Below are 24,015 nucleotides of genomic sequence, written 5' to 3' on the forward strand. Positions count from 1 at the left end.
TTACCTCTTCTTTACAAAAGGTTGCGCAGAACGAACGGAAGGATGCCGCCGTGCTCGTAATAGCGGCCCTCCGTGGGCGTGTCCACGCGCACCGTGGCTTGGAACGCCACCGTCTCGCCGTCCGCGCGCTCGGCGGTCACGTCCACCACGCGCGGCTCGGGCAGCCCCTGCGAGAAATCGACGGGCGCCACCGTGAAACGCTCCGAGCCGTCCAGCCCCAGGCTCTCGGCGCTCTCGCCGTCCAGGAACTGCAGCGGCAGGATGCCCATGCCGATGAGGTTCGACCGGTGGATGCGCTCGAAGCTCTCGGCGAACGCCGCGCGGATGCCCAGCAGCGCCGGGCCCTTCGCCGCCCAGTCGCGCGAGGAGCCGCTGCCGTACATCTTGCCGGCCACCACCACAAGTGGCTCGCCCGCGTCCTCGTAGCCCATGGCCGCGTCGAACAGCGGCAGCACCTCGCCCGTGGCGAAATCGCGCGTCCAGCCGCCTCGTCTGCCCTCGGCCAGCTTGTTCTGCAGCTTCACGTTGGCGAAGGTGCCGCGCATCATCACCTCGTGATTGCCGCGGCGCGCGCCGTAGGTGTTGAAGTCGACCGGCGCCACGCCGCGCTCCTCGAGGTAGCGGGCCGCCGGCGAATCGGCCGCGATGGAACCCGCGGGCGAGATGTGGTCGGTGGTGATGAAGTCGCCCAGCAGCGCCAGCACACGGGCGGCCTCGATGGGCTCGGGTGCGGAGGGCTCGCGCTCCATGCCGTCGAAGTAGGGCGCACGGCGCACGTAGGTGGACGCGTCGTCCCACGTGAACGTGTCGCTCGGCTCGCTCCCCAGCGCCTGCCACGCCGCATCGCCGTCGTAGAGGCCGCGGGCGCCCTCCTCGTACAGGGCGCGGTCGACATGGCTCTCCACGAGCGCGGCGATCTCCTCGTCGCTCGGCCAGATGTCGGCCAGGCGCACCGGGGTGCCGTCGGCGCGCGTGCCCAGCGCGTCGTGCTCGAGGTCCACGTCCATCGTGCCCGCCAGCGCGTACGCGATGACCGTGGCCGGGGCGGCCAGGTAGTTCTGCGACACGTCGGGCGAGATGCGGCCCTCGAAGTTGCGGTTGCCCGACAGCACGCTGGCCAGCTCGATGCTCTCGGCCACCTCGTGCAGCTCGTCGCGGATGGGGCCCGAGTTGCCGATGCAGCTCATGCACCCGAAGCCGCAGGTGTAGAAGCCCAGCGCGCGCAGGCCGTCCAGCAGCCCGGCACGTTCGAGCAAGAGCTCAGTGGCCTTGCTGCCCGGCGCGAGCACGCACTTCACCCACGGTTGCGGCTTGAGGCCGGCTTCGGCCGCCTTCTTCGCGATGAGGCCCGCGGCCAGCATCATGGACGGGTCGGTGGCCGTCGTGCAGCTCGTCACCGCCGCGATGGCCAGCGCGCCGTGGGTCAGCTCGTGCGTCGCGCCGTCGAGGTCGACCGCCACGCGACGGTCGAGGTCGAGGCCGCGCTCGTCACACACAGCGCGGAAGCGCTCCTGCGCCTCGGCCAGCGGGATGCGGTCGTGCGGGCGCGAGGGGCCGGCGATCGAGCGCTCCACGGCGCCCAGGTCGAACTCGATGACCTCGGCGTACGTGCGCGCCGGGGCGTGCGGGTCGTTCCAGAAGCCCTGCGCCTTCGCGTAGGCCTCCACGAGCGCCACCTGCTCGTCGCTGCGGCCGGTGAGGCGCAGGTACGCGAGCGTCTGGTCGTCCACGGGGAACAGCGTGCAGGTACTGCCGTATTCGGGCGTCATGTTCGAGATGCACGTGCGCTGCGTGGCGCTCAAGGCGCCCAAGCCGGGGCCGAAGCACTCCACGAAGCTGCCCACCACGCCCTTGGCGCGCAGCATCTGGGCGAACGTCAGCGCCACGTCCATGGCCATGACGCCCTCGCCCAGCTCGCCGGTCAGGCGCACGCCCACCACCTTCGGCACGAGCGTCGTGATGGGCTGGCCGAGCGCGGCCGCCTCGGCCTCGATGCCGCCCACGCCCCAGCCCAGCACGCCGATGCCGTTGGCCGTGGGCGTGTGGCTGTCGGTGCCCACGAGCGTGTCGAAGTACGCCACCGTCTCGCCCGGCGCGCCCTCGGCGGTCATGGCCACGTGGGCGAACTGCTCGATGTTCAGCTGGTGGCAGATGCCCGCTCCGGGCGGTACGATGCGCACGTTCTCGAACGATTCCTGCGACCACTTCAGGAAGTCGTAGCGCTCCTTGTTGCGGGAGAACTCGAGCTCCATGTTCCGCTGCAGCGCGCCGGCGCAGCCGGCCACGTCGGCGATGACCGAGTGGTCGATCACGAGGTCGCACGGGATCTGCGGGTTGATCTTCGTCGGGTCGCCGCCCAGCTGGGCGCAGGCCTCGCGCATGACGGCGAAGTCCACGAACACGGGCACGCCCGTGAAGTCCTGGAACAGCACGCGCGCCGGCGAGAACTCGATCTCGCTGCCCACCGCGCCCGCGCGGCCGGCCTCGACGATGCGCGCGGCCAGCTCCTCGGCCGCCTGCGGGGTCTCGGCGTTGCGCAGCACGTTCTCCAGCAGCACCGTCAGCGCGTACGGCAGCTCCTCGGAGCCCGCGATGGCGGAAACCGGGTAGTAGATGTACGATGCGCCGTCAACCTCGAGCGTCGAAGCGAATCGGCTGTTCTCTTGCGTCATGGGTTCTCCTTACTCCAACGTTCCGATGGCCGCGATCAGGGCATCGGTGAATTCCGTACAGCTTGCCGCCGGCTGGTCGCAGCCGGTTGCCTTGCGAATGTCCCCCGTCAGGCACGCGCCCTCGGCGTACACCGCGCGCACCGCCCGGCGGATGCGCTCGGCCGCCTCGAGCTCGCCCAAGTGGTCGAGCATCATGGCCGCCGACAGCACCTGCGCCGTGGGGTTGGCCTTGTTCTGCCCCGCTATGTCGGGGGCCGAGCCGTGCACCGCCTCGAACACGGCGTACTCGTCGCCGATGTTCGCCCCCGGCGCGATGCCGAGGCCGCCCACGAGGCCCGCGGCCAGGTCGCTGGCGATGTCGCCGTACAGGTTCGGGAACACCACCACGTCGAACTGCGCGGGATCCGCCACCATGTTCATGCAGAACGCGTCGACGATGCGCTCGTCGAACGCGATCCCGCCCTCGCGCGCGGCCGCCACGTCGCGCGCCGCGCGCAGGAACAGGCCGTCGGTGTGCTTCATGATGTTGGCCTTGTGCACCGCGGTCACTCGGGCGCGCCCGTGCTTCTCGGCGTAGTCGAACGCGTAGCGCACGATGCGCTCGGAGGCCGCCGTCGAGATCGGCTTGATGGAGATGCCGGAATCGGGGCGGATGGTGCCGGCGCCCTCCTCCTCGCACAGCGCGATGAGCTTGCGCGCGGCTGCGGAGCCCGCCTCGAACTCGACGCCCGCGTACAGGTCTTCGGAGTTCTCGCGCACGATGACGAGGTCGACGTCGTCGTAGCGGCCGCCCGCCCCCGGGATGGACAGCACGGGGCGCAGGCACACGTACAGGTCGAGCGCCTTGCGCAGCGCCACGTTCACGCTGCGGAAGCCCGTGCCCACCGGCGTGGTGATGGGGCCCTTGATGGCCACCTTGTTCCGCTTGACGGCTTCGACGGTGGATGCGGGCAGCGGCGTGCCGTGCTCCTCCATGAGGTGCGCGCCCGCCTCGGCGACCTCCCACGCGATATCGGCGCCGCTCGCCTCCACGACCCGCCGCATGGCGGCCGTCGTCTCCGGGCCGATGCCGTCACCGGGTATGAGGGTCACGGTATGCGATGCCATGTTCTCTCCTTCTGCAATTGTTCAACCGGTACCCGCGCCCCACCCCTGCCGGGGCGACGGAAAACGGGCCGAAGGGCCCGTTGGAAATCGTGCGCGAACTACTTCTGCACGTTGTCGATGATCTGCTGCGCGCGGCGCTTGAGCGGCCCGCGGCCGTTGGACGCGTCGAACGCCATGCGCACGCCCAGCTCGTCCTTCACGGAGGGCGCCAGCTTGCCGGCCGAGAAGTCGATGACCGACACGAGCATGTCCTGGAATTCCAGGTCGCCGTGGTAGCACTGGATCGCCTCGTCGATGAGGGGCCACACCCGCTCCGAGCGGTTCTCGGTCGTGGCGCCCAGCTTGCAGAGGAAGCGCATGGCCGCCAGGCGCACCGGGCCGCTCTCCTCGTCGAACAGCGCCGTCTCGGCTCCGGGAACCGCCTTGTCGCACGTGCGGGAGTCGTGGTCGACCATCGTGGTCAGGATGTCGAGGCATTCCCAACGCGTCTGCGCCTCGGGGCGGTTGAGCGCGTCGATGACGGCGGTGCCGAACGGGATCATCAGGTCGGGGTGGTCCTTCGCGAAGAAGGACAGCGCCGCTGCGGCGTTCTGGCGCTCGCGTCGCGACGGGCCCGACAGCGCATCCACCAGCTGCTTGAACTTGCGCTCGTTGCCGAATGCCTCTTCGGCGATGTTTCTCGCTCCCTGCGTCTTTTCGCTCACCGCTCGCTCCTCGTCCTCATGTGGGAAAACAGATGCTATTCTCCTTTTCCATTATACCCTTCGCCCCCGAACCCCCCGATCGCAAGCGCAGAATTAACACGACCGCAACCGCGCACGGCGCAAGAGCAGCCGCCTCTCGTGTCGCGATCGACACGCATACGTCGCCGCGCAAGGGCGTAGCGTCGCGCATTCAAGACCGGGGTCACGAAAATCACCGCTGTGAAGGGATTTCGCCGCTTTCACGGCCCTATGCCGATCGTCCGTCCTCTGCTTGCGTACGCTTCCCGAACGTTTCCCCTGTTCACAAGATACCGCCCCGACGCTCATCGAACCACCGAGCTTCACAGCGGTGATTTTTGTGGCTCGCGACCCTTCTTCACTCGTATCGTGCCGGAAGCCCGAGCTGCCGTCGAAGCTTGAGCTTGCGCGCGTGATGATTGGCAACGCGAACCTGCGCGCGTTTCCCCAGGAGTCGGCGAATCGTACTCGCTATCGTGTCGGTCGCAGGAAGGCTGTCCAGCTCGTCGTTGGTGACGCCGATGACCGTCCAGCCCATGGCCGCAAGCGCATTCGCTCTGCGAGAATCGCTGATGCGGCTTGCTTCCCCTTCGTGGGATTCGCGACTTTGGTACTCCACGTCTAACTTCGCCTCCGGCCAGCACAGGTCGCATCGGAAGCAGGATTTCCCCGTGATCGCCCGGGCAGCCGGACTTGCTTTCACCTCGTAATTCATACGAGGTATGCCCAATCCGTATCCACCGTACATGAGAGGCAGGCCCAATACGAGCGCCTGCTTCGTCTCGCGGGGCGAAGCGGAGCCGTCGGCTGCGTATCGCAGCATCCGGATGACTTTGCGCGCTCCGTCGACCGACGAGTTGCGAGAGGCGAAATCACGCAACTCGCGGATAGAGGCAAGAGGGGGCGTCTGATAAGCGGAATCAACGCCCGTGCGCTCCGTCTGATACGTGCCGCACAATTCATATGCCAACTCCCGTACGGACATCTCGCTTTGCTCGCGAGACGCAACCTGCACAAGCGCAAGAGCGGGAACAGCCGCATACGCATTCCGAGACAATCGATAGAACGGCCTCCCTGCGAGGGGAGCCGAGCACACGTGCTCCTTGCAGCTTTCCGAGAATCGGCGATACGATCCCGTGCTCACCAGTACATGGGCAGGAGAATCGATACGGACCTGCGGGTACGCAGACCTTAATCGTTCGACGATTTCGGCAAGCTCTTCTTCGCTCGGCGCTTTGTCGGGAAGGCCGTTCATCCCGCCGCGCACGGCAACGCGATCATCGGAACCGATCGTTCGCGCAATCTGGAGCGCGCTTTGAAAACCGAAATAAACCTGTGAACCGCCCATGAGAGCAAGCCTCCTCGCACGCCCCTTTGCGGAGAGGATCTTGCAAGCGTGGTAGAGGAAACGAGGGGCATGGTTTCCGCGTTGGGCAGCTTCCGACAGCGAAGAGCGCCTGCACTGGCTCTTTGATGCGAGCATCATAGCACGCCCGGAGAAAGGCGAAGTCACAAAAATCACCGTTGTGAAGCGATTTCGGGGGCTTCGAGAGCGCGCGTCGATTACCCTCGCACGCTCCGCTGACGTTTTCCCAGTTCGCGAAGCACGGGGACGACCATCACCCGCGTAATGAGCTTCACAGCGGTGATTTCTGTGACTCGATGTGGCAACACGGCGAACGAACGCAAGAACGGCAGCTCGAAAGCTGCCGTTCTGAGGCGTTGCGCTATGTCCAGACGTGGCTATTCGGGCAGCTCGCTGGCTTTGTTGTCGCCGGACTGGAGCTTGCCGATGCCCTCGTCGTACTTCGTCTTGATATCCTGGATGCGCTGATCGTACGTGGAGTAGTCGAACGGCTGCTCCTCGGTGGCGCTGTCGATCTCCGTGTACAGGTCGATGTAGGAATTCAGCGCATCCTTGAGGTCGGCCGTGCCGTCGACGTATTCCTTCTGGATGTCCTTGAGGGCGTCGGGGACGTTGATGTTGTTCAGGTCGTCGATGGCCTTGAACGCGTTGTCGGCCTGCGTGCGCATGCCCACCACGTCGCCGCGCGACACCGCGTCGGTGAAGCTCTCGAGGCGCGTCTTCAGGTCCTCCATCGTCTGGTTGACCTGCGTCATGTACTGACGGTTCTCGGATTGCTGCTGCGTGGCAGCCGTATCCTGCTGCGCGCATCCGCCCAAGGCCGCCACCATCAAAACGCCCGCGAACATGGCGACGAGCACCTTGGCGAATCTCGTATGTTTCATGTCGTACCTGCTCTCTTGCATCGAATCATCGTTGAACTATCGTAGCGGTTCGCCCCGCCGCGCGCCGCGCATGCGGGGCGATCGTATCAGAACGGTTTCCGAGCCCACAAATCTAACTCGTCGATCCCCCGCCCGTCGTGCCGCCGGTGTCGGGCTTCGGATCCGGCGTGGGGGTCGGATCGGGATCGGGTTTCGGATCGGGCGTCGGCGTCGGATCGGGATCCGGAGTCGGCGTGGGGGTCGGATCGGGCGTGGGCTTGGTGCTGCCGCTGTCCGACGGCTTGTCCGTGTCCTTGGCGTCATCGGACTTGTTGTCCGCGCTATCATCTTTGTTCGTATTGTTGTTGCTGTTGTTGTTACTGTTGTTATTGCTCGACGAGCTCGAGTACCCGCCGATATGGTACGTCGAATCGGAGAAATTCTTGTACACCGGATCGGATGCCTGCGGGAACTCCTCCGTCGGCTGGCCGTCGAGCACCACGCTCATGAAGTTGCGGAACACATCGCCCGCGCCCGTGCTCGTCGGCAGCGTCACGACGTTGTCGACATCGCCGAACCATATAGCCGTAGCCATCTGCGGCGTGATACCGCAAAACGTGATGTCCTTGTAGTTCTCGCTCGTGCCCGTTTTGGCGGCCACCGTCTGGCCGTTCGGCAGCGCGGCTTCCGTACCCGTACCTTCGGAGGTGTTCACGACGCTCTTCATGACCTCGGTGGCAGCGTGAGCAACCTCAGGCGAGATAACCTGCGTCGCATGCGTCTTCGAAAGCTCGGTGTCGGGCGTGGTGTTGTCAACGATTACCTCGCCCTTCGAGTTCGTGATGGTCAAGATGGGCGTGGGGTCAACCTTGAGGCCGCCGTTCGCGATGGTCGCGTACGCCGTCGCCATGTCGAGCATCGTCACGTTCGACGCGCCCAGCGTGAGCGACGGGTTCGCACCCAGCGCCGAGGTAATGCCCATGTCCTTGGCAGTCTCGATGACCTTGTCGATGCCGAGCGACATCTCCAACCGCACGAAGCCCGTGTTCGACGACACCGCGAACGCGCGCTGAATGGAGCGGGTGCCGTAGTTGTAATTGTTGATATTCTCAAGCGCCGGGATGGTGGAGCCGTATTCGGTGTTGGGAATGGTAGCCGGAGACGAGCAGTCGATCATCGTCTGGGGGCTGATGCCCTCGTTCAGCGCGGCGATGAGCGTGAACACCTTGAACGAAGAACCGCAGGGGCGACCCGCCGTCGCAACGCCACGCTCACCGGTAGCCAAGTTCAGCTTGTTGTTCTCCCAGTCGTCGCCGCCGACCATCGCCTTGATGAAGCCGGTCTCGGGCTCGATAGCGACGAGCGCGCCTTGGATGGCAGGGTCGAGGCTCTCGCGCTTCTCCCTCACGGCGGCTTCCGCGGCTTCCTGGGTGCTCACGTCGAGCGTCGTCTGGATGGTGAGGCCGCCCTTGAAGATCTCGTCCTCGGAGTAGCGGTAGTCGCCGTCCTCGTCCATGAGCAGGTCGCGCACGTAGCTTGCGAAGTACGGGTACTGCTCCAGGCCGTCCACCGTCGTTTCGGTGGGGTTGAGCACGATCTCCTCGGCCTGGGCCGCATCGTGCTCCTCCTGCGTGATGTAGCCGTTCGACAGCATGCGGTCGAGCACGAGGTTGCGACGCGCGAGGCAGTTATCCTCATGGTCGATCGGGTTGTTGTACGTCGGCGACTGGGGGATGCCGATGAGCGTGGCCGCCTCGGCCAGCGTCAGCTCGCTCGCGTCCTTCGAGAAGTAGCGCTGCGACGCGGCCTGGATGCCGTAGGCGCCCGAGCCGTAGTTGATGGTGTTGAGGTACATGAGCAGGATCTCGTCCTTGGAGTACTGCTCCTCCATCTTGACGGACAGGTACATCTCGCGCACCTTGCGCTTGAACGAGATGTCGGTCATCTCGTCGGCGAGGATGGTGTTGCGCACGTACTGCTGCGTGATGGTGGACGCGCCCTCCTTGCCCGAGCCGGTGAGGTTGACGTACACCGCGCGGGCGATGCCGGCGAGGTCGAACCCGCCGTGCTCGTAGAAGCGCTCGTCCTCGGTGGCCACCGTGCCTTCCAGCACGTAGTCGCTGATCTCGTCGAGCTCGACCGGGTCGCGGTACTCCACCTGGAAGCGCGCGAGCTGCGTGCCGTCGCTCGCCAGAACGACGGACGGCAGCGACGAATTGAGTTGGGTGGCGTCGGATACGTCGTAGTCCTCGAGGTCGCCGATCCACGACGAACCAAGGGCGTAGATGCCCGAGCAGCCTGCGACGATCACGGCCAGAATAACCGTGAACACCATGAGAAAGCCGATGGACGGATGCTTTTTTTTGATCCCCGGCCGATTCTTTATCGAACGTGAAGCCACGTGTCACCTCCAAAAAAACTTCGCCCATTGTAACATCGGGTCGTTGCCACCCGTGAAAGAACATAAGTTTGTTGGAAAAAGGTCATAACGAGAAATGCCCGGTCGGAGGCTCAAAACTCCGTTGAAACGCACGGGGCGCGCACCCTTCGGCACGCGCCCCGCTCCCTCGTACGCTCCCCTCGCGCGCTCCCTGCGCGTCGCTCTACCCCTCGAGCGCCGCCACGTCGGCCGCGAGCGCTTCCTGCGCGAGCGCCAGCTGCACGCGCACCGCCGCATGGCCCGTGCCGCCCTCGGTGGTACGGGCGGCCACGATGCTCGCCACGTCGAGCGATGCGGTGATGTCCTCCTCGAACAGGTCGCTCTCGGCCTTGAAGTCGGCCAGCGTCAAATCGTCCAGGTCGCAGCCGCGTTGCTCGCACACGAGCACGAGGTGCCCCACCACCTCGTGGGCGCGCCTGAACGGCATCCCCTTCTTGGCCAGGTAGTCGGCCACGTCGGTGGCCGCCAGGTAGCCCTTCTTCGCCTGCGCCATCATGGCCTCGGGCACCACGCGCATCGTCTCGATCATGCCGGCCGCGCACACGAGGCAGTCCTCGAGCGTCTTGGCCGCGTCGATGGCGCCCTCCTTGTCCTCCTGGAGGTCCTTGTTGTACGCCAGCGGCAGCGCCTTCATGGTGACCAGCAGCGCCACGAGGTCGCCCACGACGCGGCCCGTCTTGCCGCGGATGAGCTCGGCGAAGTCGGGGTTCTTCTTCTGCGGCATGATGGACGATCCCGTGGAGAACGCGTCGGACAGCTCGATGAACGCGAACTCCGAGCTCGACCACAGCACGATCTCCTCGCACAGGCGCGACAGGTGCATGCACGACACGCTGCACGCGTACGACAGGTCGAGCAGGAAGTCGCGGTCGGACACGGCGTCGAGCGAGTTCGGGATGACGGTGGAGAAGCCGAGCTCCGCCGCCGTCATCTGCCGATCGAGCGGATACGTCGTGCCCGCGAGCGCCGCCGAGCCGAGCGGGCTCGCGTCGGCCGCCGTGCGCGCGGCAGCCAGGCGCTCGAAATCGCGCGTGAGCATCCACACGTAGGCCAGCATATGGTGCGAGAACAGCACCGGCTGGGCGTGCTGCATATGGGTGTAGCCGGGCAGGATGACGTCGAAGTGCGCCTCGGCCTGCGCGACGAGCGCGCTGCGCAGGGCCACGTTCGCCGCCATGAGGTCGCTGCAGCGCTGCTTGGCGAACAGGCGCGTGTCGGTAGCAACCTGGTCGTTGCGGCTGCGGCCCGTGTGCAGGCGCGCCCCCGCGTCGCCGATGTCGGCGATGAGCGCGCGCTCCACGGACATGTGGATGTCCTCGTCGTTGATGTCGAACGCGAAATCGCCCGCCTCGATGCGCGCTTTCACGCGATCGAGCCCGTCGACGATGGCCGCGGCGTCGGCGGGCTCGATGACGCCCGCCTTCGCCAGCATGCGCGCGTGCGCCTGCGACCCGGCGATATCCTGCGCGTACAGCGCCTGATCAACCGGCAGCGACGCCCCGAAGCGCTGGGTGAACTCGCTCACGTTCTCGGTGAATCTGCCCGACCACAAAGCCATGATATCCCCTTACGCCTTCTCGGGCGCGCCCTGCAGGGCCGCTTCCGCTTCTTCGATGAGGGAGGCCTGCGCCGCGACGGCCGCCTGGCCCACCGGCGTGACGTCCTCGTACTTGCCCCTCGTCAACGGGCCGACCTTCTTCTGCGCGTCGAACAGCTCGGCCGGCGCGCCCTCCTGCCGACGGTTCGAGGCCCACGTCTTCGCCGACAGCGTCTGCAGCTGGATGAAGCCCTTGGCCGCCGCATGGTCGAACGAGTCGTCCTTGTCGTAGGTGGCCAGCGCGTAGTCGTACAGCGAGTAGGCGCTCTTCCGGCCCACCACCGTGCAGGAGCCCTTGTAGAACTTGAGCTTCACCGTGCCGGCCAGGCAGCGCTGCGTGGAGGCGAGGAACGCGTCGAGGGCCTCCTTGAGCGGCGAGAACCACTGGCCGTTGTACACGCACTTCGCCCACTCCTGCTCCATGCCCAGCTTGAAGTGCAGCACCTCGCGCTCGAGCACGAGGTCCTCGAGCGCCTTGTGCGCCTGGATCAGCGACAGCGCGCCCGGCACCTCGTAGCACTCGCGGCTCTTCACGCCCACGAGCCGGTTCTCGATCATGTCGATGCGTCCGTAGCCGTGCTTGCCAGCGATCTCGTTGAGCGCGTAGATGATGCCGAGGAAGCTCTTCTGGTTGCCGTCGATGGCGTAGGGCAGGCCGCGCGCGAACTCGAGCTCCACGTACTGCGGCTCATCGGGCGCCTCGGTGGGGTCGGCCGTCATCGTGTAGATGTCCGAAGGCGGCTCCATCCAGGGGTCCTCGAGGATGCCGCACTCGATGGCCCGGCCCCACAGGTTGTCGTCGATGGAGTACGGCGACTTCTTCGTGGCCGGCACGTCGATGCCGTGCGCGATGGCCCAGTCGATCTCCTCGGGACGGGTGTGCAGGTCCCATTCGCGCACCGGGGCGATAATCTCGATGTCCGGATCGAGCATGAGGATGCTCGCCTCGAAGCGCACCTGGTCGTTGCCCTTGCCCGTGCAGCCGTGCGCGATGTACTTCGCGCCGAACTTGTGCGCGGCGTCCACGAGGTGCTTGGAGATCAGCGGCCGGGACAGCGCGGACACGAGCGGGTACTTGTTCTCGTACATGGCGTTGGCCGCCAGCGCCTTGGACAGGTAGTCCTGGGCGAACACGTCGCGCATGTCCACGACCAGGCACTCCACGGCGCCGGTTTTCAACGCCTTCTGTTTGATCTTCTCGAGGCCCTCGTGCTCCTGTCCCACGTCGCCGACCACGGCGATGACGTCGAGGTTCTTCTCTTCCTGAAGCCACTTGATGCACACGGACGTGTCCAGTCCGCCGGAATACGCCAGTACCGCTTTGTCCTTCTGCTGGGTTTGCTGAGTCTGCTGAGTCATGGTAGGGTCCTTCCCCGTGTTTGGTTGGTATGGGATGCCCGGTCATGATGCGGCTACGCGAACCTTATACGGCGCATGCCGCACAGGTTACCATCGTGCGCACCACGGCTTTTCGTGGTGGCGAACGTCGGAGCCGGGCGGCTCGGACGCTGCTGCTTGTACTAAGCGTGGGGGTGAGTGCAGGGAGAAAAGCATCCCTGCCAAGAAATATAGTCGACGACTAGCGTCGTCGCAGTCGGTCGATGGCGCGCTCAACTTCGACGGCAGCCTCAGGGCTCTCCGCCGCGATCATAATCGTGTTGTCGCCAGCCACCGTGCCCAATGCACCGCGCAGGCTGGCCTTATCGAGCGCAGCAGAGACGCCGGCAGCTCCGCCGGAGAACGTCTTCACTACGACCATATTGCCTGCCACGTGCACCTCTTCAACCAATTCGGAAACCATCCGTTGGAGCCGCATTTCCTCGGGGAGAACGTAATAGCCCTCGCGGGACTTCACCAGGCCCATGTCCATGATGTCGCGGGAGATCGTGGCTTGAGTGCACTCGTACCCAGCGGCTTGCAGCTGATTAGCGAGATCGCGCTGCGTCTTGACATTATGTTCGCGAATGATGTCGCGAATGATGTCGTGCCGTTGTTGACGTTTCCTCATGCCCTCGATACTCTCTGTTCCCGTCCGAGAACGATCACATACGGTTCCGATCACAAGCACCTTCGCGGGGTATGCAGAATTGCGCAAGACCCGGCGAAAATATGCATTAAATAGTACCTCATCGGTGGGCGTTCCGTCCCCAGAATTTCAAAAAGTGCAGAAAGATTTTCGGCGGAACGCCGCGCCGCGCGCTCGGCGTCGCCGTCAGGCTGCGGCCAGCAGCGCGCCGAGCTTCTCCACCAGCACGTCCACGTCCTCCGTCGAGCACACGAGCGGCGGCAGGAAGCGCAGCGTGCGCGGACCCGTGTAGTTGAGCAGCAGGCCCGCATCGAGGCCGGCCAGCACCACGTCGGGAGCGCTCGCGTCCTCGGCGAGGTCCACGGCCACCATGAGCCCGAGGCCGCGCACCTCTTCCACCCGCGGCAGCGTCGCCAGCTGTGCGCGCAGGTAGGCGCCCACGCGCTCGGCGTTCTCGGCGGCGTTCTCGGCGGCAAGCGCCTTCACGGTGGCCTCCGCCGCCGCGACGGCCAGACAGCTGCCGCCGAACGTGGAACCGTGGTCGCCGGCGTCGAACGAGGCGGCCACCTGGGCGCGCGCCGCGCACATGCCCATGGGGAAGCCCGAGGCGATGCCCTTGGCGATGGTCACCACGTCGGGCGTGACGCCGAAGTGCTGGAACCCGAAGGGGTACGTGCCGCAGCGGTACATGCCGCACTGGATCTCGTCGCACATGAACAGCGCGCCGCGCTCCGCGGTGAGGCGGCGCACCGCGGCCAGGAACTCGGGGGTGCACGGATGCACGCCGCTCTCGCCCTGCACGCATTCCACCATGACGGCGCAGACGGCGTCGCCCTGGCTGGCGAACAGCGCCTCGAGCGCCGCGACGTCGTTGAGGGGCGTGCGGACGAAGCCGTCGGGCAGAGGCTGGAACGCCTCCTGCTTGGCGGGCTGCGCCGTGGCGGCCAGCGTGGCCAGCGTGCGGCCGTGGAAGCTGGCGTCGAGCGTGACGATGACGCGCGGCGCGTTCAGCGAGGCGGCGTGCACGGCCTCCTCGTCGGCGCCGGCGGCCTCTGCCGCGGCCATCGCGCGCTTCTTGGCATGCAGGCGCGCCAGCTTGAAGGCGCACTCGTTCGCCTCGGCGCCCGAGTTGGAGAAGAAGCTCTGCCACGGCGTGCGCTCGTCGTCGGCGACGCGCTCGTTCAGCAGGTCGGACACGAGCTTCGCCACCTCGCCGCGGTGCTCGATGTAGTAGTAGTTGCTCACGTGGACGAGCGTGCGCGCCTGCTCCTCGAGGGCCGACGCGAGCGCCGGGTGGCAGTGGCCCAGGCTCACCGCGCCCACGCCCGAGACGAAGTCGAGGTACGTGCGCCCCTCCGCGTCCTCCACCTGCATGCCGCGCCCGCGCACGAGCTCCACCGGCTTGCGGGCGTACGTGCCCATGACGTAGGTGGATTCAAGCTGCCGTTCCTCGATGAAGCCCATGATCGTCCTTCTTTCGTTCCCTTAGTAGCCCTTGGTGTTCGGCGTGGTGCCCGCGGCGTGCTGGCGGTTCTCCAGCAGCTTGGAGGCGAAGTTGCCCAGCGGGTGCGTGTCGAACGCGCAGGACTCCTCCGTCGAGTGCATCGTGGTGCCCACGCCGGTGCTGGTCAGAAGCTCCAGCAGCAGCGAGTGCGGCGTGATGCCGTTGATGATGTGAGCGCGGAACACGCCCGAGTCCAGCGCGTGGATGCACGACTTCAGCTTCGGGATCATGCCGGTGGACACGATGTTGTTCTCCACCATGTACTGCGCCTCGAACAGCGTGAGATTCGAGATGAGCGAGTCCTTGTTCTCGAAGTTCTCGTACAGGCCGTCCACGTCGGTGAGGAACACCACCTTGTGCGCGCCGATGGCGGCCGCGATGTGGCCCGCCACCATGTCGGCGTTCACGTTGTAGAAGCCGCCGTCCTCGCCGAGCGCCACCGAGGCCACGACGGGGATGTAGTCGCCGGCCACGAGGTCGTCCAAAAGCGGGCTGTTGATGCGCGTGATGCGCCCCACGCGACCCAGGTCGGGGCTGGCCTGCTCGGCCACGATGACTCCTGCGTCGGCGCCGCTCACGCCCACGGCGAAGTTGCCGTGCTCGTTGAGCGCCTCGACGAGCTCCTGGTTCACCTTGCCCATGAGCACGGTGCGCACGAGGTCCATGGCCTCGGGCGTGGTGACGCGCTGGCCGTCCTTGAACTCCACGGGGAACTGCATGAGCTCCATGGCCTCGGTGATGGCCTTGCCGCCGCCGTGCACGATGACGGGGTTCACGCCGACGATCTTCAGCAGCACGATGTCGTTCATCACGTCGGCGCGCAGCTGCGCGTCCACCATGGCCGAGCCGCCGTACTTGATGACGACGGTTTTGCCGGTGATGTTCTTGATCCAGGGAAGCGCTTCGACGAGCACTTCCGCCGCTTTGTGCGATACGCCTTTCGGGCGCGTGTCCTTCGCGTACTTCATGAGCGATAGTCTCCGTTGATCGTGATGTATTCGTGCGTGAAATCGCACGTCCAAACCGTGGTTTCCGCCTCGCCTGCGCCGAGGTCGACGTCGATGACGATCTCGGGCTGCTCGAAACGGCGCAGCGCCTCGTCCTCGTCGAACGCTTGCGCGAGCCCGCCTCGGCACACGGGCAGGCCCATGATGTCGATGGACGCGTCTTCCTGCCTGAACGACGCTCCCGACTTGCCGATGGCCATGGCGATGCGGCCCCAGTTCGCGTCGTGGCCGCAGATGGCCGTCTTCACGAGCGGCGAGTTCGCCACGGCGCGGGCCGCGAGGTCGGCGTCCGCGTCGTTGGCGGCACCCGTCAGGTGCACGGTGACGAGGCGCGAGGCCCCTTCCCCGTCGGCCGCCATCATGCGGGCGAGCGTTTCGCAGACGCTCGTCAGCGCGGCCTCGAAGCGTGCGAAGGCCGGGCCGTCCGGGTCGAACGCGCCCGCGCCCGCCGGCGCCGCGTCGCCGCTGGCGAAGAGGAAGCAGGAATCGTTCGTGGACGTGTCGGAGTCCACCGTCACCTTGTTGAAGCTGCGGCCCACGGCACGCACGAGGGCCTCGTGCAGCGCGTTCGGAGCCACCGGCGCGTCGGTGGTGAGGACGGAGATCATCGTGGCCATGTTCGGCATGATCATGCCCGAGCCCTTGGCCATGCCGCCCACCGTGAACGTGCAGCCGTCGTAGCCCACGCCGTCGCCCGAGAACGTGGCGGCGGCCTCCTTCGGGCACGTGTCGGTGGTCATGATGGCCCGCGCCGCGTCGGCTCCGCCGGCGGCCGACAGCAGCGACACCGCCGCCGGCAGGCCGGTTCCGAACGGGGCCAGGGGCAGCTGCACGCCGATGACGCCCGTCGAGGCGACGAGCACCTCGGAGGCAGGGCAGCCCACCGCGTCGCCCGCGATGCGCGCCGTCTCGCGGGCGGCCTCGAGCCCCGGCTCGCCCGTGGCGGCGTTCGCGTTGCCCGAGTTCACCACCACGGCGCGCGCGGTGCCGTAGCCCACGCCTTCGAGATGCTCGCGCGACACGGTGACGGGCGCCGAGCAGAACACGTTCTGCGTGAACACGGCCGCGCACGCGCACGGCTCGTCGGCGACCACGAGCGCGAGGTCGCGGCGCTCGGGGTCCTTGCGGAAGCCCGCGTGCACGCCGGTCGCGCGGAACCCGCGCGCCGCCGTCACGCCGCCACAGGCGGGGTGCGGTTCGGCGATCTGTTGGTCGGTCATAACGGCTTCTTTCTCGTTGCGGACGGATGCGGCCCTTTACACCGGGACGGAGATCGGTTCGAGCCCGCGGGTCTGGGGCAGGCCCCGCACCGCGTTCGCGCATTGCACGGCCTGGCTGGCCGCGCCCTTGCCCAGGTTGTCGATCGCGCCCACGGCCACGAGCATGCGCGCCGTCGCGTTGACGGCGAGGCCCACGTGCGCGTAGTTCGTGCCCGCCACCGACGACGTCTTCGGCATGGTGCCGGACGGCAGCACGTGCACGAACGGGTCGTCCGCGTAGAACCGCCGGTACAGCTCGACGATCTCGCCCGCGTCGGCGGGGGCGTCGGGAGCGAGCGGCAGGTTCACGGTGGACAGCAGGCCGCGATTGAGCGGCGCGAGGTGCGGGGTGAACACGAGGCGGCCTTCGAGGCCGAGGATCTGCTCGATCTCGGGCGTGTGACGGTGCGTGGCCACGCCGTACGCCTCGAGGTTCTCGTCGGCGAAGCAGAAGTGCGTGCGCGTCGACGCCTTCTTGCCGGCGCCCGTGACGCCCGAGATGGCATCGACGACCACGACGGCGTCGGGCTGCACGAGCCCGGCGCGGACGGCCGGGGCCGCCGCGAGCGACGTGGCCGTGGGATAGCAGCCGGCGCAGGCGACGAGCACGCCCTCGCCCGCCGCGCAGGCGGCGGCGACGCGCTCGAGATCGTCGGGAAACAGCTCGGGCAGGCCGAAGGCGGCGCGTTCGAGCAGGTCGACGGCCGTGTGCGGCGTGGCGTACCAGCGCTCGTAGACGGCGGGGTCCTTCAGGCGGAAGTCGGCCGACAGGTCGACGACCGTCGCGCCGCGCGCGACGAGCTGCGGCGCCATCGCGAGCGCCGCGGTGTGCGGCACCGCGAGGAACACGAGGTCGCACGCGTCGAGCGCGGGGTCGTCGTGCGTGGTGAAGGTGAGGTCGGTGGCTCCCGTGAAGCCGGGGTACTCCGCGGCCACGGGCGTGCCCGCCAGCTCGTTGGAGGTGACCACCTTGAGGTCGAAGTCGGGATGGCGCAACGCGAGCCTGGTCAACTCGATGCCGGCGAAACCGGCCGCCCCAACGATGCCTGTCGTGATCGCCATGTCGATCCCCTTCGTACCCGTCGTCCGCTGCGCGGACGCGACGTTCAAGCCGTTGCGTCGCCTCCGATTTGTGCGTATGCACAAAATTGAGGCGTTTTGAATGCTGGTGACCATCCTATGAAAGATGCGCGCGTTTGACAAGATTCGAACGCAAATTGGCGGCCCGCTCGGGCGCATCGTCGCCCGAAAAACACGGAAACGGGCCCTGAGGCGCGTTTTCGGGGCGCCGATGCGCGCGGCAGAACGAGCGCGCGGCACCGTATCGCGCAGCAAGTCGAGGCGGGTTCGCCGGGCAGCGCGCAGGTGCCCGTCGGCCCTCCCCTACGCCTTGTTGGGGGTGTGGCAGTACGTGCAGACGGTTTTCTCCAGCACGTGCACGGCCTCTTCGTCGGTGAGGGTGAGCGCGGCCTCCAGCTCGTCGAGCTTCGCCGCCACCTCGTTGTAGCTGATCTCCTGGCCGGTGGAGATGAGGATGGAGTGGTTGTCGGTGGGCAGCGTGCTCTCCTCGTCCATGAGCAGCTCCTCGTACATCTTCTCGCCCTCGCGCAGGCCCGTGAACACGATCTTGATGTCGACGTCGGGCGTGAGGCCCTGCAGCTGGATGAGGCCCTTCGCCAAGTCGACGATCTTCACCGGCTCGCCCATGTCGAGGATGAATATCTCGCCGCCCTTCGCCATGCCGCCCGCCTGGATGACGAGGCGCGAAGCCTCGGGGATGGTCATGAAGAAGCGCTCGATCTCGGGATGGGTGACGGTGATGGGGCCGCCCGCGGCGATCTGGCGCTGGAACACGGGGATGACGCTGCCGTTCGAGCCCAGCACGTTGCCGAAGCGCACGGCCGAGAAGATGGTCTTCGACGTGCGCGCGTAGTACTGCATGACCATCTCGCCCATGCGCTTCGTGGCGCCCATGACGCTCGTGGGGTTCACGGCCTTGTCGGTGGAGATGAAGATGAAGCGCGCGGCCCCGTAGGCGTCGGCGGCGCGGACGGCGTTGAGCGTGCCGAACACGTTGTTGTGGAGCGCTTCGCGCGGGCACTGCTCCATGAGGGGCACGTGCTTGTGGGCGGCCGCGTGGAACACGGCGCCGGGCAGGTACTTCGCGAACACCTCGTTGATGCGCGCCTCGTCGCACACGTTGCCGATCTCGATGATCAGGTCGATGTCGTCGTACTCGGCCAGCAGCTCGTTGCGCAGCATGTAGGCATCGTTCTCGTACATGTCGAAGATGACGATGCGCGCGGGCGCCACCTTGCACAGCTGGCGGCACAGCTCGCTGCCGATGGAGCCGCCGCCGCCCGTGACCAGCACGGTCTCGCCGGCGATGTAGCCCGACACGGCGCGCGTGTTGAGGATGATCTCCTCGCGGCCCAGCAGGTCGGCCACGTCGACGTCGCGCAGGCGCACGTCGCCGATCTCGTCGAGCGACAGCTCGCGCACGTTGGGAAGGGTGCGCAGCTTGCAGTCGGTCTTCGTGCACTCGCCGTAGATGCGCTTGCGCTCCTCGGGCGTGGAGGACGGGATGGCCACGACGATCTGGTCGATGTTGTAGCGATCCACGAGCTCGACGATGTCGTTCGTGGTGCCGGCCACCTTCACGCCGTGGATGCGCGAGCCGCACTTCGTGGGATCGTCGTCGGTGGCCACGATGGGGATGCCCGGCATGAGCGGGTCCTTCGAGGCCATGCGGCCGATGGCCAGCGAGCCCGTCTCCCCCGCGCCCACCACGAGCGTGCGCGGGCGATCGCACGTGCGCTGCGTGGACGCCAGCACGCGCTTCTTCTGGCGCATGACGCGGAACACGAGGCGGATGCCGCCCATGAAGAATATGAGCATGAAGCACGAGACGAAGAACACGCGGATGGGAAGCCGCACGTCGATGATCCACAGGAACACGGCGCCCACCAGGGTGGACAGCACGACGGCCAGCACGATCTGGATGGCCTCGTCGACGCTGGCGTACTCCCAGAGGTTGTTGTACAGGTGGAACAGGCCGAGCACGGCCACGTTGATGAGCGCGAGGATGCCCAGCATGAAGTAGATCTCGTTGTTGACGAACACTTCACCCTCGACATCGGTGAGCAACGATGCAAGCCAGTAAGCGGCGTACGTCGCGACGATATCGAGCAGCAGCAGGATCGCTGTGCGTTTTGTGATGTGAGCGTCCAAACCGGGCCTCGTCTTCGAGTAGGGCAGCGAAACGATATGGATTTGCCGACATGCCGACATGCTCGGCGACCAAAGCGGTATTGTATACAAAGTAACGCACGATTGCATAGGACACGCAAAGTTCAGGAGCTTGCTACATGAATAAAACAGCCGCAACCGGGCAGTCGCAGCCCGCACGCGAGAGCAACATCAACGCCATCGTCAGCTACTTCGAAAGCGGCATCAAACCCTTCGGCGGCCCCGGCGAGCTGGGCATCGAGCTGGAGCAGATCGTCGTGCACGACGACCTGAGCCCCGTCTCCTACAGCGGCGAGCACGGCGTGGCGTGGGTGCTGCACCAGCTGGAGGCCGACTACCCGCGCACCACCACCGACGAGCACGGCGACCTTCTGGGCGTCGCCCGCCAAAGCGAGGCCGTCACCATCGAGCCCGCGGCGCAGATCGAGCTGTCCGCCGGCCCCTTCGCCGACCTCGCCACCGCGCGCGAGGCGTTCGACGGGTTCGCGCAGCGCCTCGCCTCCATCCTCGAGCCCGTGGGCGAGCGGGCGCTGCCGGTGGGCTACCACCCCACGGCCACGGCGCGCTCGCTCGAGCTCATCCCGAAGCGCCGCTACCAGTTCATGAACCTGTACCTGGGCGAGCGCGACACATACGGCCCCTGCATGATGCGCGGCAGCGCGTCGACGCAGGTGTCCATCGACTACACGAGCACGGCCGACTGCCTGCGCAAGCTGCGGCTGGCGTTCGCGCTCGTGCCGGTGTTGTCGCTGATCAGCGACAACACGCCCACCTTCGAGGGCAAGCCGCGCGAGCATCAGCTGGTGCGCACGGACATCTGGCAGCACGTGGACAACGACCGCTGCGGCCTCGTCCCCGACGTGCTGGATCCCGCGTTCGACCTGCGCCGCTACGCGGAGTACATCCTCGACACGGTGGCCATCCTCATCCCCTGCCACAAGGAGCAGTGGTGCTACTCCGACCGCACGTTCGGCGACATCTACGCCACGCGCACGATGACGCGCGCCGAGGTGGAGCATGCGGTGTCCATGTTCTTCACGGACGTGCGCCTGAAAACCTACATCGAGATCCGCCCGGCCGACGCCATGCCCATCCCCTACGTCATCGCCTACGCGGCGCTCATCAAGGGGCTGTTCTACGCGCCCGAGAGCCTCGACGCGCTCGACGAGCTGTTCGCCGACGTGCGGCGCGCCGACTACCTGGCCGCCCAGGGCGACCTCATGGCGCGCGGCTACGAGGCCGAGGTGTACGGCAAGCCCGCGGCCGCGCTGTGCGACCGCGTGATGGAGATCGCCCAGCGCGGGCTGGCGGACGACGAGCGGGAATTCCTGGAGCCGCTCGCCGACCTCGTCGCGCGGCGCGTGACGCTGGCCGACCTCGCGGAACGAGGCGAGCAGGCGTGAGCAACGAGAACCGCATGGTGAAGGTGGCCTACCGCGGCTACTTCGACGACGGCTCCACGTTCATCGAGCAGATCGAGCAGCCCATCGAGTACCCCTGCGTCGAAGGATGGATGCCGCCGGTGTTCATCGAGACGGTGCGGGACATGGCGGTGGGCGAGACGCGGTGCGCGCACGTGGGCGCGAACGAGGCGTGGGAGGAGCACACCGACGAACGCGTGATCAGGGTGGAGCGCGCGAAGATACCCGCCGACGTCAAGCTCGTGGTGGGCGAGCTGGTGAACCTCGAGCAGCCCGACGGGCAGACGTTCCCCGCGCGCCTCGTCGAGCTCGACGACGAGCTTGCCGTGTTCGACATGAACGACGAGGCAATCGCGAAGGCCCTCAACTTCGAGATCACGCTGCTCGACGTGTACGACCTGCCGGATCGCTAGACAAGCGCGAGCGCGCAGGAACGCGTCTCCGCTCCCCAAACGCGCCGCGCGCGCTGCGGCGCGTTTGGGGAGCGGAGACGCCCGGCGGTGCAAGCGGGCGGTACAGCAGGGGTTACGGACTTATGGCGACTTGGAGCAAGTTTGCTGCGCGAACCGGAAAGCCTGAGGCCCTCGGGTAGACTGTGGAGCATTGCATTCTCTCGAAAGGAGCTCTCATGAGCAACGAAGGCAAGAAGGTCAAGGTCCACTACACGGGCACGCTCGATGATGGCTCGAAGTTCGACTCCTCGGTCGACCGCGGCGAACCCATCGAGTTCACCTGCATGGCCGGCCAGATGATCCCCGGCTTCGATACGGCCGTGAAGGACATGGCCCAGGGCGACACCAAGACCGTGCACATCCCCGCCGCCGAAGCGTACGGCGAGCGCGATGAGGCCATGGTGCAGCAGGTTCCCGTCGACCAGATCCCGAACGGCGACCAGCTTCCCGTCGGCCAGACGGTGTACATGATGGGCCCAGGCGGCCAGCCCTTCCCCGTGTTCGTGCGCTCCATCGAGGACGGCATCGCCACCTTCGACATGAACCACGAGCTGGCGGGCAAGGACCTCAACTTCGAGATCACGCTCGTCGAGGTTGCCGACTAACCGCGACGCACCACCCGATATCCACGAGAAGAGGCGCCCGCGGGGCGCCTCTTCTCGTTCTCGCCCGCCGGACGCCTTCATCACGCGCGCCGGGGGCACGACGAGCGGACGGGCGACGGGGGACGGCGAGGTCAGCGCGATGCGGGAATGGCATCGCGCTCGATGAGCCCGCACAGCGCGCTGCTGGCCCTCTCGCCGTCGACGCCGAGCCGCTCGAGCCGCTTCGCGAGCTTGAGGCAATACGCCAGATCGTCGAGCGGGAGCGCGGCCAAAGCCGACACCGCCTGGTCGTTCAAGGTGTTCATCATGACAACCTCCTCCTTTCCTGATCGCATCCCCAGCATACCGGGATGCGGCGGCACGGGGTTTGGTCGCTCTTACAAACCGCATCGGGCCCCGTTGTAACATCCCACAACGACGAAGGGACGGCCGAGAGGACCGGGGAAGGATCGAGGAGGGGCAACCGTGGGTGGCCGGGGACGCCGTGTGGCGACCGCGGGGCGACCGCGGGGCGACCGTGGGCGACCGGGGACGGCCGTGGCAGCCGCGGAGCGGCCGTGGAGCGGCCGGGGGACGGAAGCCCTCAGCCCTTCCCCAGGCGCTCCGCCACGTCGAGCAGCCGCAACCAGAGCGCCCGCCGGCTCCGGTCGTTGAGCTGCGCGACGCACGCCGCCAGCCGATCGCGGTAGTCGAGCGCGAACCGGTCGGGCTCCGCGAGCCCGTACGCCCTCGCCTGCCACTGCCGCTCGTCGGCCGCCGAGCGCGGCGCGCCCGTCGACGACTCGCAGGCGGCGCCCCCGGCGGGCGCGCCTTCCTCCATCAGGCGGCGCGCCTTCTCCTCGGCCTGGCGCGCGCAGACGCGCTCGTACTCGAACCCGAGGTACGTCATCTCCCAGAACGCCGAGGCCAGCACGAGGTAGCGCTCCCGACAGCACCACGGGCCGCCGAGCCACACCCGGCAGGCGAGCGTGCGCTCCCAAGGGTCGAGCGTGTAGGCGCGCGGGCGGGGCCCCTCCCCCTCCCCGACCGGATCGGCGTCGGGCGCGCGCCCGCGTGCCACAGCATCGTCGCGCTCGACCGCCCGGCGCGCGCACGGCGCGTCGTCGAGCGCGACGAGCGCGGCGGACACGCACCGCTCGATCAACCCGCTGCGTGCATGCAGCACGAACGCCTCGTCCGGCAACAGCAGGGTTCCCCGGGCGCGCTTCTTGTCGAGCGGCAGGCCGCGCATCGTGGCGATCGTGGCCGACAGGCGCTTCTCCACCGCGCGTCGCCTCTTCGCGGGAAGCTCATCCCAATCGCCGGCACGCGCCGCATGCTCCTCGACGATCGCGCGGATGAGCAGCCGCTCGTCGCAGCAGCGCAGCAACGTTTGCAGCGGAGGGATCTGCTTGACGGTGAGCGCCTCGCGCTCCCAAGCGCTACCATCCGACATGGCCGACCTCCTCCAGAAGCGCGAACGCGTCGGCGCACGGCATGACCGCGGCGCAGCGCGCGGGGCGCTCGGGCACCGCCGCGGCTTCGACCTCGTCGTCGAGCAGCGGGACGCTGTCCGGAACCTCCTCCCCCGGCCATTCCGGTGCGACGACGCGGCACAGCGGCAGCGCCTCGATGAGCACGAGCGATGCGGGATAGGCGCACGACGATCGTTCTCCGAATGCAGGCATGGTACGACACCTCGTTCCCGTTCCAAGGGCGTGGGGAGGATGCTCGATCCTGCAAGCG

20 protein-coding genes are annotated in these 24,015 nt (G+C 67.1%); 3 read left to right on the plus strand and 17 right to left on the minus strand.

Translation table 11 applies throughout. From position 1 onward, the window contains the following. Nucleotides 1-11: 11 nt before the first annotated feature. From acnA to H8S61_RS12745, 14 genes are all read right to left on the minus strand, one after another. Nucleotides 12-2,672 carry an aconitate hydratase AcnA gene (gene acnA, locus H8S61_RS12680; RefSeq protein WP_186939225.1) on the minus strand — a complete coding sequence of 887 codons (2,661 nt, stop codon included), beginning with the start codon at nucleotides 2,670-2,672 and terminating at the stop codon, nucleotides 12-14. Between the two features lie 9 nt (nucleotides 2,673-2,681). After that, complete coding sequence (locus tag H8S61_RS12685; protein WP_186939226.1) at nucleotides 2,682-3,779, minus strand: isocitrate/isopropylmalate dehydrogenase family protein; 1,098 nt, start codon at nucleotides 3,777-3,779, stop codon at nucleotides 2,682-2,684. Between the two features lie 98 nt (nucleotides 3,780-3,877). Beyond that, complete coding sequence (locus H8S61_RS12690; RefSeq protein WP_160942592.1) at nucleotides 3,878-4,483, minus strand: HEAT repeat domain-containing protein; 606 nt, start codon at nucleotides 4,481-4,483, stop codon at nucleotides 3,878-3,880. Nucleotides 4,484-4,859: 376 nt separating this feature from the next. Further along, nucleotides 4,860-5,849, minus strand: coding sequence for a putative endonuclease domain-containing protein (locus H8S61_RS12695; RefSeq protein WP_186939227.1), 990 nt, complete (start codon nucleotides 5,847-5,849; stop codon nucleotides 4,860-4,862). A gap of 395 nt (nucleotides 5,850-6,244) precedes the next feature. Beyond that, nucleotides 6,245-6,751, minus strand: a complete 507-nt coding sequence (locus tag H8S61_RS12700) for a hypothetical protein (RefSeq protein WP_160942591.1) — start codon at nucleotides 6,749-6,751, stop codon at nucleotides 6,245-6,247. Between the two features lie 112 nt (nucleotides 6,752-6,863). After that, entirely contained in the window at nucleotides 6,864-9,065 is a 2,202-nt protein-coding gene (locus H8S61_RS12705; RefSeq protein ID WP_222617696.1) for a transglycosylase domain-containing protein, read from the minus strand. A 268-nt stretch (nucleotides 9,066-9,333) separates the two neighbouring features. Then, nucleotides 9,334-10,728, minus strand: a complete 1,395-nt coding sequence (gene argH / locus H8S61_RS12710; RefSeq protein WP_186939229.1) for an argininosuccinate lyase — start codon at nucleotides 10,726-10,728, stop codon at nucleotides 9,334-9,336. A gap of 9 nt (nucleotides 10,729-10,737) precedes the next feature. Further along, on the minus strand, nucleotides 10,738-12,126 hold the full coding sequence (locus tag H8S61_RS12715) for an argininosuccinate synthase (protein ID WP_160942588.1): 1,389 nt from the start codon (nucleotides 12,124-12,126) through the stop codon (nucleotides 10,738-10,740). Between the two features lie 220 nt (nucleotides 12,127-12,346). Continuing rightward, nucleotides 12,347-12,775: an arginine repressor gene (locus tag H8S61_RS12720; protein WP_009305040.1), complete on the minus strand. Its 429-nt coding sequence runs from the start codon at nucleotides 12,773-12,775 to the stop codon at nucleotides 12,347-12,349. 204 nt (nucleotides 12,776-12,979) lie between these two features. Next, nucleotides 12,980-14,257 (minus strand): aminotransferase class III-fold pyridoxal phosphate-dependent enzyme, encoded by a 1,278-nt coding sequence (locus H8S61_RS12725; protein ID WP_186939230.1) that lies wholly within the window; start codon nucleotides 14,255-14,257, stop codon nucleotides 12,980-12,982. Between the two features lie 21 nt (nucleotides 14,258-14,278). Continuing rightward, nucleotides 14,279-15,265, minus strand: a complete 987-nt coding sequence (gene argB, locus H8S61_RS12730; RefSeq protein ID WP_186939231.1) for an acetylglutamate kinase — start codon at nucleotides 15,263-15,265, stop codon at nucleotides 14,279-14,281. Then, nucleotides 15,262-16,524 (minus strand): bifunctional glutamate N-acetyltransferase/amino-acid acetyltransferase ArgJ, encoded by a 1,263-nt coding sequence (gene argJ, locus H8S61_RS12735; RefSeq protein WP_186939232.1) that lies wholly within the window; start codon nucleotides 16,522-16,524, stop codon nucleotides 15,262-15,264. The genes argB and argJ overlap by 4 nt, the downstream gene beginning before the upstream one ends. 36 nt (nucleotides 16,525-16,560) lie before the next feature. Continuing rightward, entirely contained in the window at nucleotides 16,561-17,625 is a 1,065-nt protein-coding gene (gene argC / locus H8S61_RS12740) for an N-acetyl-gamma-glutamyl-phosphate reductase (protein ID WP_186939233.1), read from the minus strand. 321 nt (nucleotides 17,626-17,946) lie between these two features. Continuing rightward, nucleotides 17,947-19,794 (minus strand): polysaccharide biosynthesis protein, encoded by a 1,848-nt coding sequence (locus H8S61_RS12745; protein ID WP_154333668.1) that lies wholly within the window; start codon nucleotides 19,792-19,794, stop codon nucleotides 17,947-17,949. Between the two features lie 137 nt (nucleotides 19,795-19,931). On the opposite strand from H8S61_RS12745, the gene H8S61_RS12750 reads away from it, so the two are divergent. The 3 genes from H8S61_RS12750 (at nucleotide 19,932) to H8S61_RS12760 (ending at nucleotide 22,290) form a co-directional block, all read left to right on the plus strand. Next, nucleotides 19,932-21,215 carry a glutamate-cysteine ligase family protein gene (locus H8S61_RS12750; RefSeq protein WP_186939234.1) on the plus strand — a complete coding sequence of 428 codons (1,284 nt, stop codon included), beginning with the start codon at nucleotides 19,932-19,934 and terminating at the stop codon, nucleotides 21,213-21,215. Then, nucleotides 21,212-21,646 (plus strand): FKBP-type peptidyl-prolyl cis-trans isomerase, encoded by a 435-nt coding sequence (locus H8S61_RS12755; protein WP_160942582.1) that lies wholly within the window; start codon nucleotides 21,212-21,214, stop codon nucleotides 21,644-21,646. Before H8S61_RS12750 ends, H8S61_RS12755 begins: the two co-directional genes overlap by 4 nt. Before the next feature lie 215 nt (nucleotides 21,647-21,861). Then, nucleotides 21,862-22,290, plus strand: a complete 429-nt coding sequence (locus tag H8S61_RS12760) for an FKBP-type peptidyl-prolyl cis-trans isomerase (RefSeq protein ID WP_154333666.1) — start codon at nucleotides 21,862-21,864, stop codon at nucleotides 22,288-22,290. A gap of 131 nt (nucleotides 22,291-22,421) precedes the next feature. Here H8S61_RS12760 and H8S61_RS12765 read toward each other — a convergent pair whose 3' ends face one another. The 3 genes from H8S61_RS12765 to H8S61_RS12775 all read right to left on the minus strand — a co-directional run bounded on the left by H8S61_RS12765 (nucleotide 22,422) and on the right by H8S61_RS12775 (nucleotide 23,957). Next, nucleotides 22,422-22,598: a hypothetical protein gene (locus tag H8S61_RS12765; protein WP_186939235.1), complete on the minus strand. Its 177-nt coding sequence runs from the start codon at nucleotides 22,596-22,598 to the stop codon at nucleotides 22,422-22,424. Between the two features lie 275 nt (nucleotides 22,599-22,873). Then, on the minus strand, nucleotides 22,874-23,725 hold the full coding sequence (locus H8S61_RS12770; RefSeq protein WP_186939236.1) for a hypothetical protein: 852 nt from the start codon (nucleotides 23,723-23,725) through the stop codon (nucleotides 22,874-22,876). After that, nucleotides 23,712-23,957: a hypothetical protein gene (locus tag H8S61_RS12775; RefSeq protein WP_160942580.1), complete on the minus strand. Its 246-nt coding sequence runs from the start codon at nucleotides 23,955-23,957 to the stop codon at nucleotides 23,712-23,714. Before H8S61_RS12775 ends, H8S61_RS12770 begins: the two co-directional genes overlap by 14 nt. Between the last annotated feature and the right edge of the window lie 58 nt (nucleotides 23,958-24,015).

Origin of the sequence: Eggerthella hominis, assembly GCF_014287365.1 — a bacterium.
GTDB lineage: Bacteria > Actinomycetota > Coriobacteriia > Coriobacteriales > Eggerthellaceae > Eggerthella > Eggerthella guodeyinii.

What these genes read in the sequence shown, in the direction of transcription:
- H8S61_RS12685 (WP_186939226.1), bottom strand. Translation starts at nt 3,779, where the DNA reads ATGGCATCGCATACCGTGACCCTCATACCCGGTGACGGCATCGGCCCG.
- H8S61_RS12695 (WP_186939227.1), bottom strand. Translation starts at nt 5,849, where the DNA reads ATGGGCGGTTCACAGGTTTATTTCGGTTTTCAAAGCGCGCTCCAGATT.
- acnA (WP_186939225.1), bottom strand. Translation starts at nt 2,672, where the DNA reads ATGACGCAAGAGAACAGCCGATTCGCTTCGACGCTCGAGGTTGACGGC.
- H8S61_RS12765 (WP_186939235.1), bottom strand. Translation starts at nt 22,598, where the DNA reads ATGATGAACACCTTGAACGACCAGGCGGTGTCGGCTTTGGCCGCGCTC.
- argB (WP_186939231.1), bottom strand. Translation starts at nt 15,265, where the DNA reads ATGAAGTACGCGAAGGACACGCGCCCGAAAGGCGTATCGCACAAAGCG.
- H8S61_RS12775 (WP_160942580.1), bottom strand. Translation starts at nt 23,957, where the DNA reads ATGCCTGCATTCGGAGAACGATCGTCGTGCGCCTATCCCGCATCGCTC.
- argC (WP_186939233.1), bottom strand. Translation starts at nt 17,625, where the DNA reads ATGGCGATCACGACAGGCATCGTTGGGGCGGCCGGTTTCGCCGGCATC.
- H8S61_RS12720 (WP_009305040.1), bottom strand. Translation starts at nt 12,775, where the DNA reads ATGAGGAAACGTCAACAACGGCACGACATCATTCGCGACATCATTCGC.
- H8S61_RS12715 (WP_160942588.1), bottom strand. Translation starts at nt 12,126, where the DNA reads ATGACTCAGCAGACTCAGCAAACCCAGCAGAAGGACAAAGCGGTACTG.
- H8S61_RS12750 (WP_186939234.1), top strand. Translation starts at nt 19,932, where the DNA reads ATGAATAAAACAGCCGCAACCGGGCAGTCGCAGCCCGCACGCGAGAGC.
- H8S61_RS12705 (WP_222617696.1), bottom strand. Translation starts at nt 9,065, where the DNA reads ATGGTGTTCACGGTTATTCTGGCCGTGATCGTCGCAGGCTGCTCGGGC.
- H8S61_RS12700 (WP_160942591.1), bottom strand. Translation starts at nt 6,751, where the DNA reads ATGAAACATACGAGATTCGCCAAGGTGCTCGTCGCCATGTTCGCGGGC.
- argH (WP_186939229.1), bottom strand. Translation starts at nt 10,728, where the DNA reads ATGGCTTTGTGGTCGGGCAGATTCACCGAGAACGTGAGCGAGTTCACC.
- H8S61_RS12760 (WP_154333666.1), top strand. Translation starts at nt 21,862, where the DNA reads ATGAGCAACGAAGGCAAGAAGGTCAAGGTCCACTACACGGGCACGCTC.
- H8S61_RS12725 (WP_186939230.1), bottom strand. Translation starts at nt 14,257, where the DNA reads ATGGGCTTCATCGAGGAACGGCAGCTTGAATCCACCTACGTCATGGGC.
- argJ (WP_186939232.1), bottom strand. Translation starts at nt 16,524, where the DNA reads ATGACCGACCAACAGATCGCCGAACCGCACCCCGCCTGTGGCGGCGTG.
- H8S61_RS12770 (WP_186939236.1), bottom strand. Translation starts at nt 23,725, where the DNA reads ATGTCGGATGGTAGCGCTTGGGAGCGCGAGGCGCTCACCGTCAAGCAG.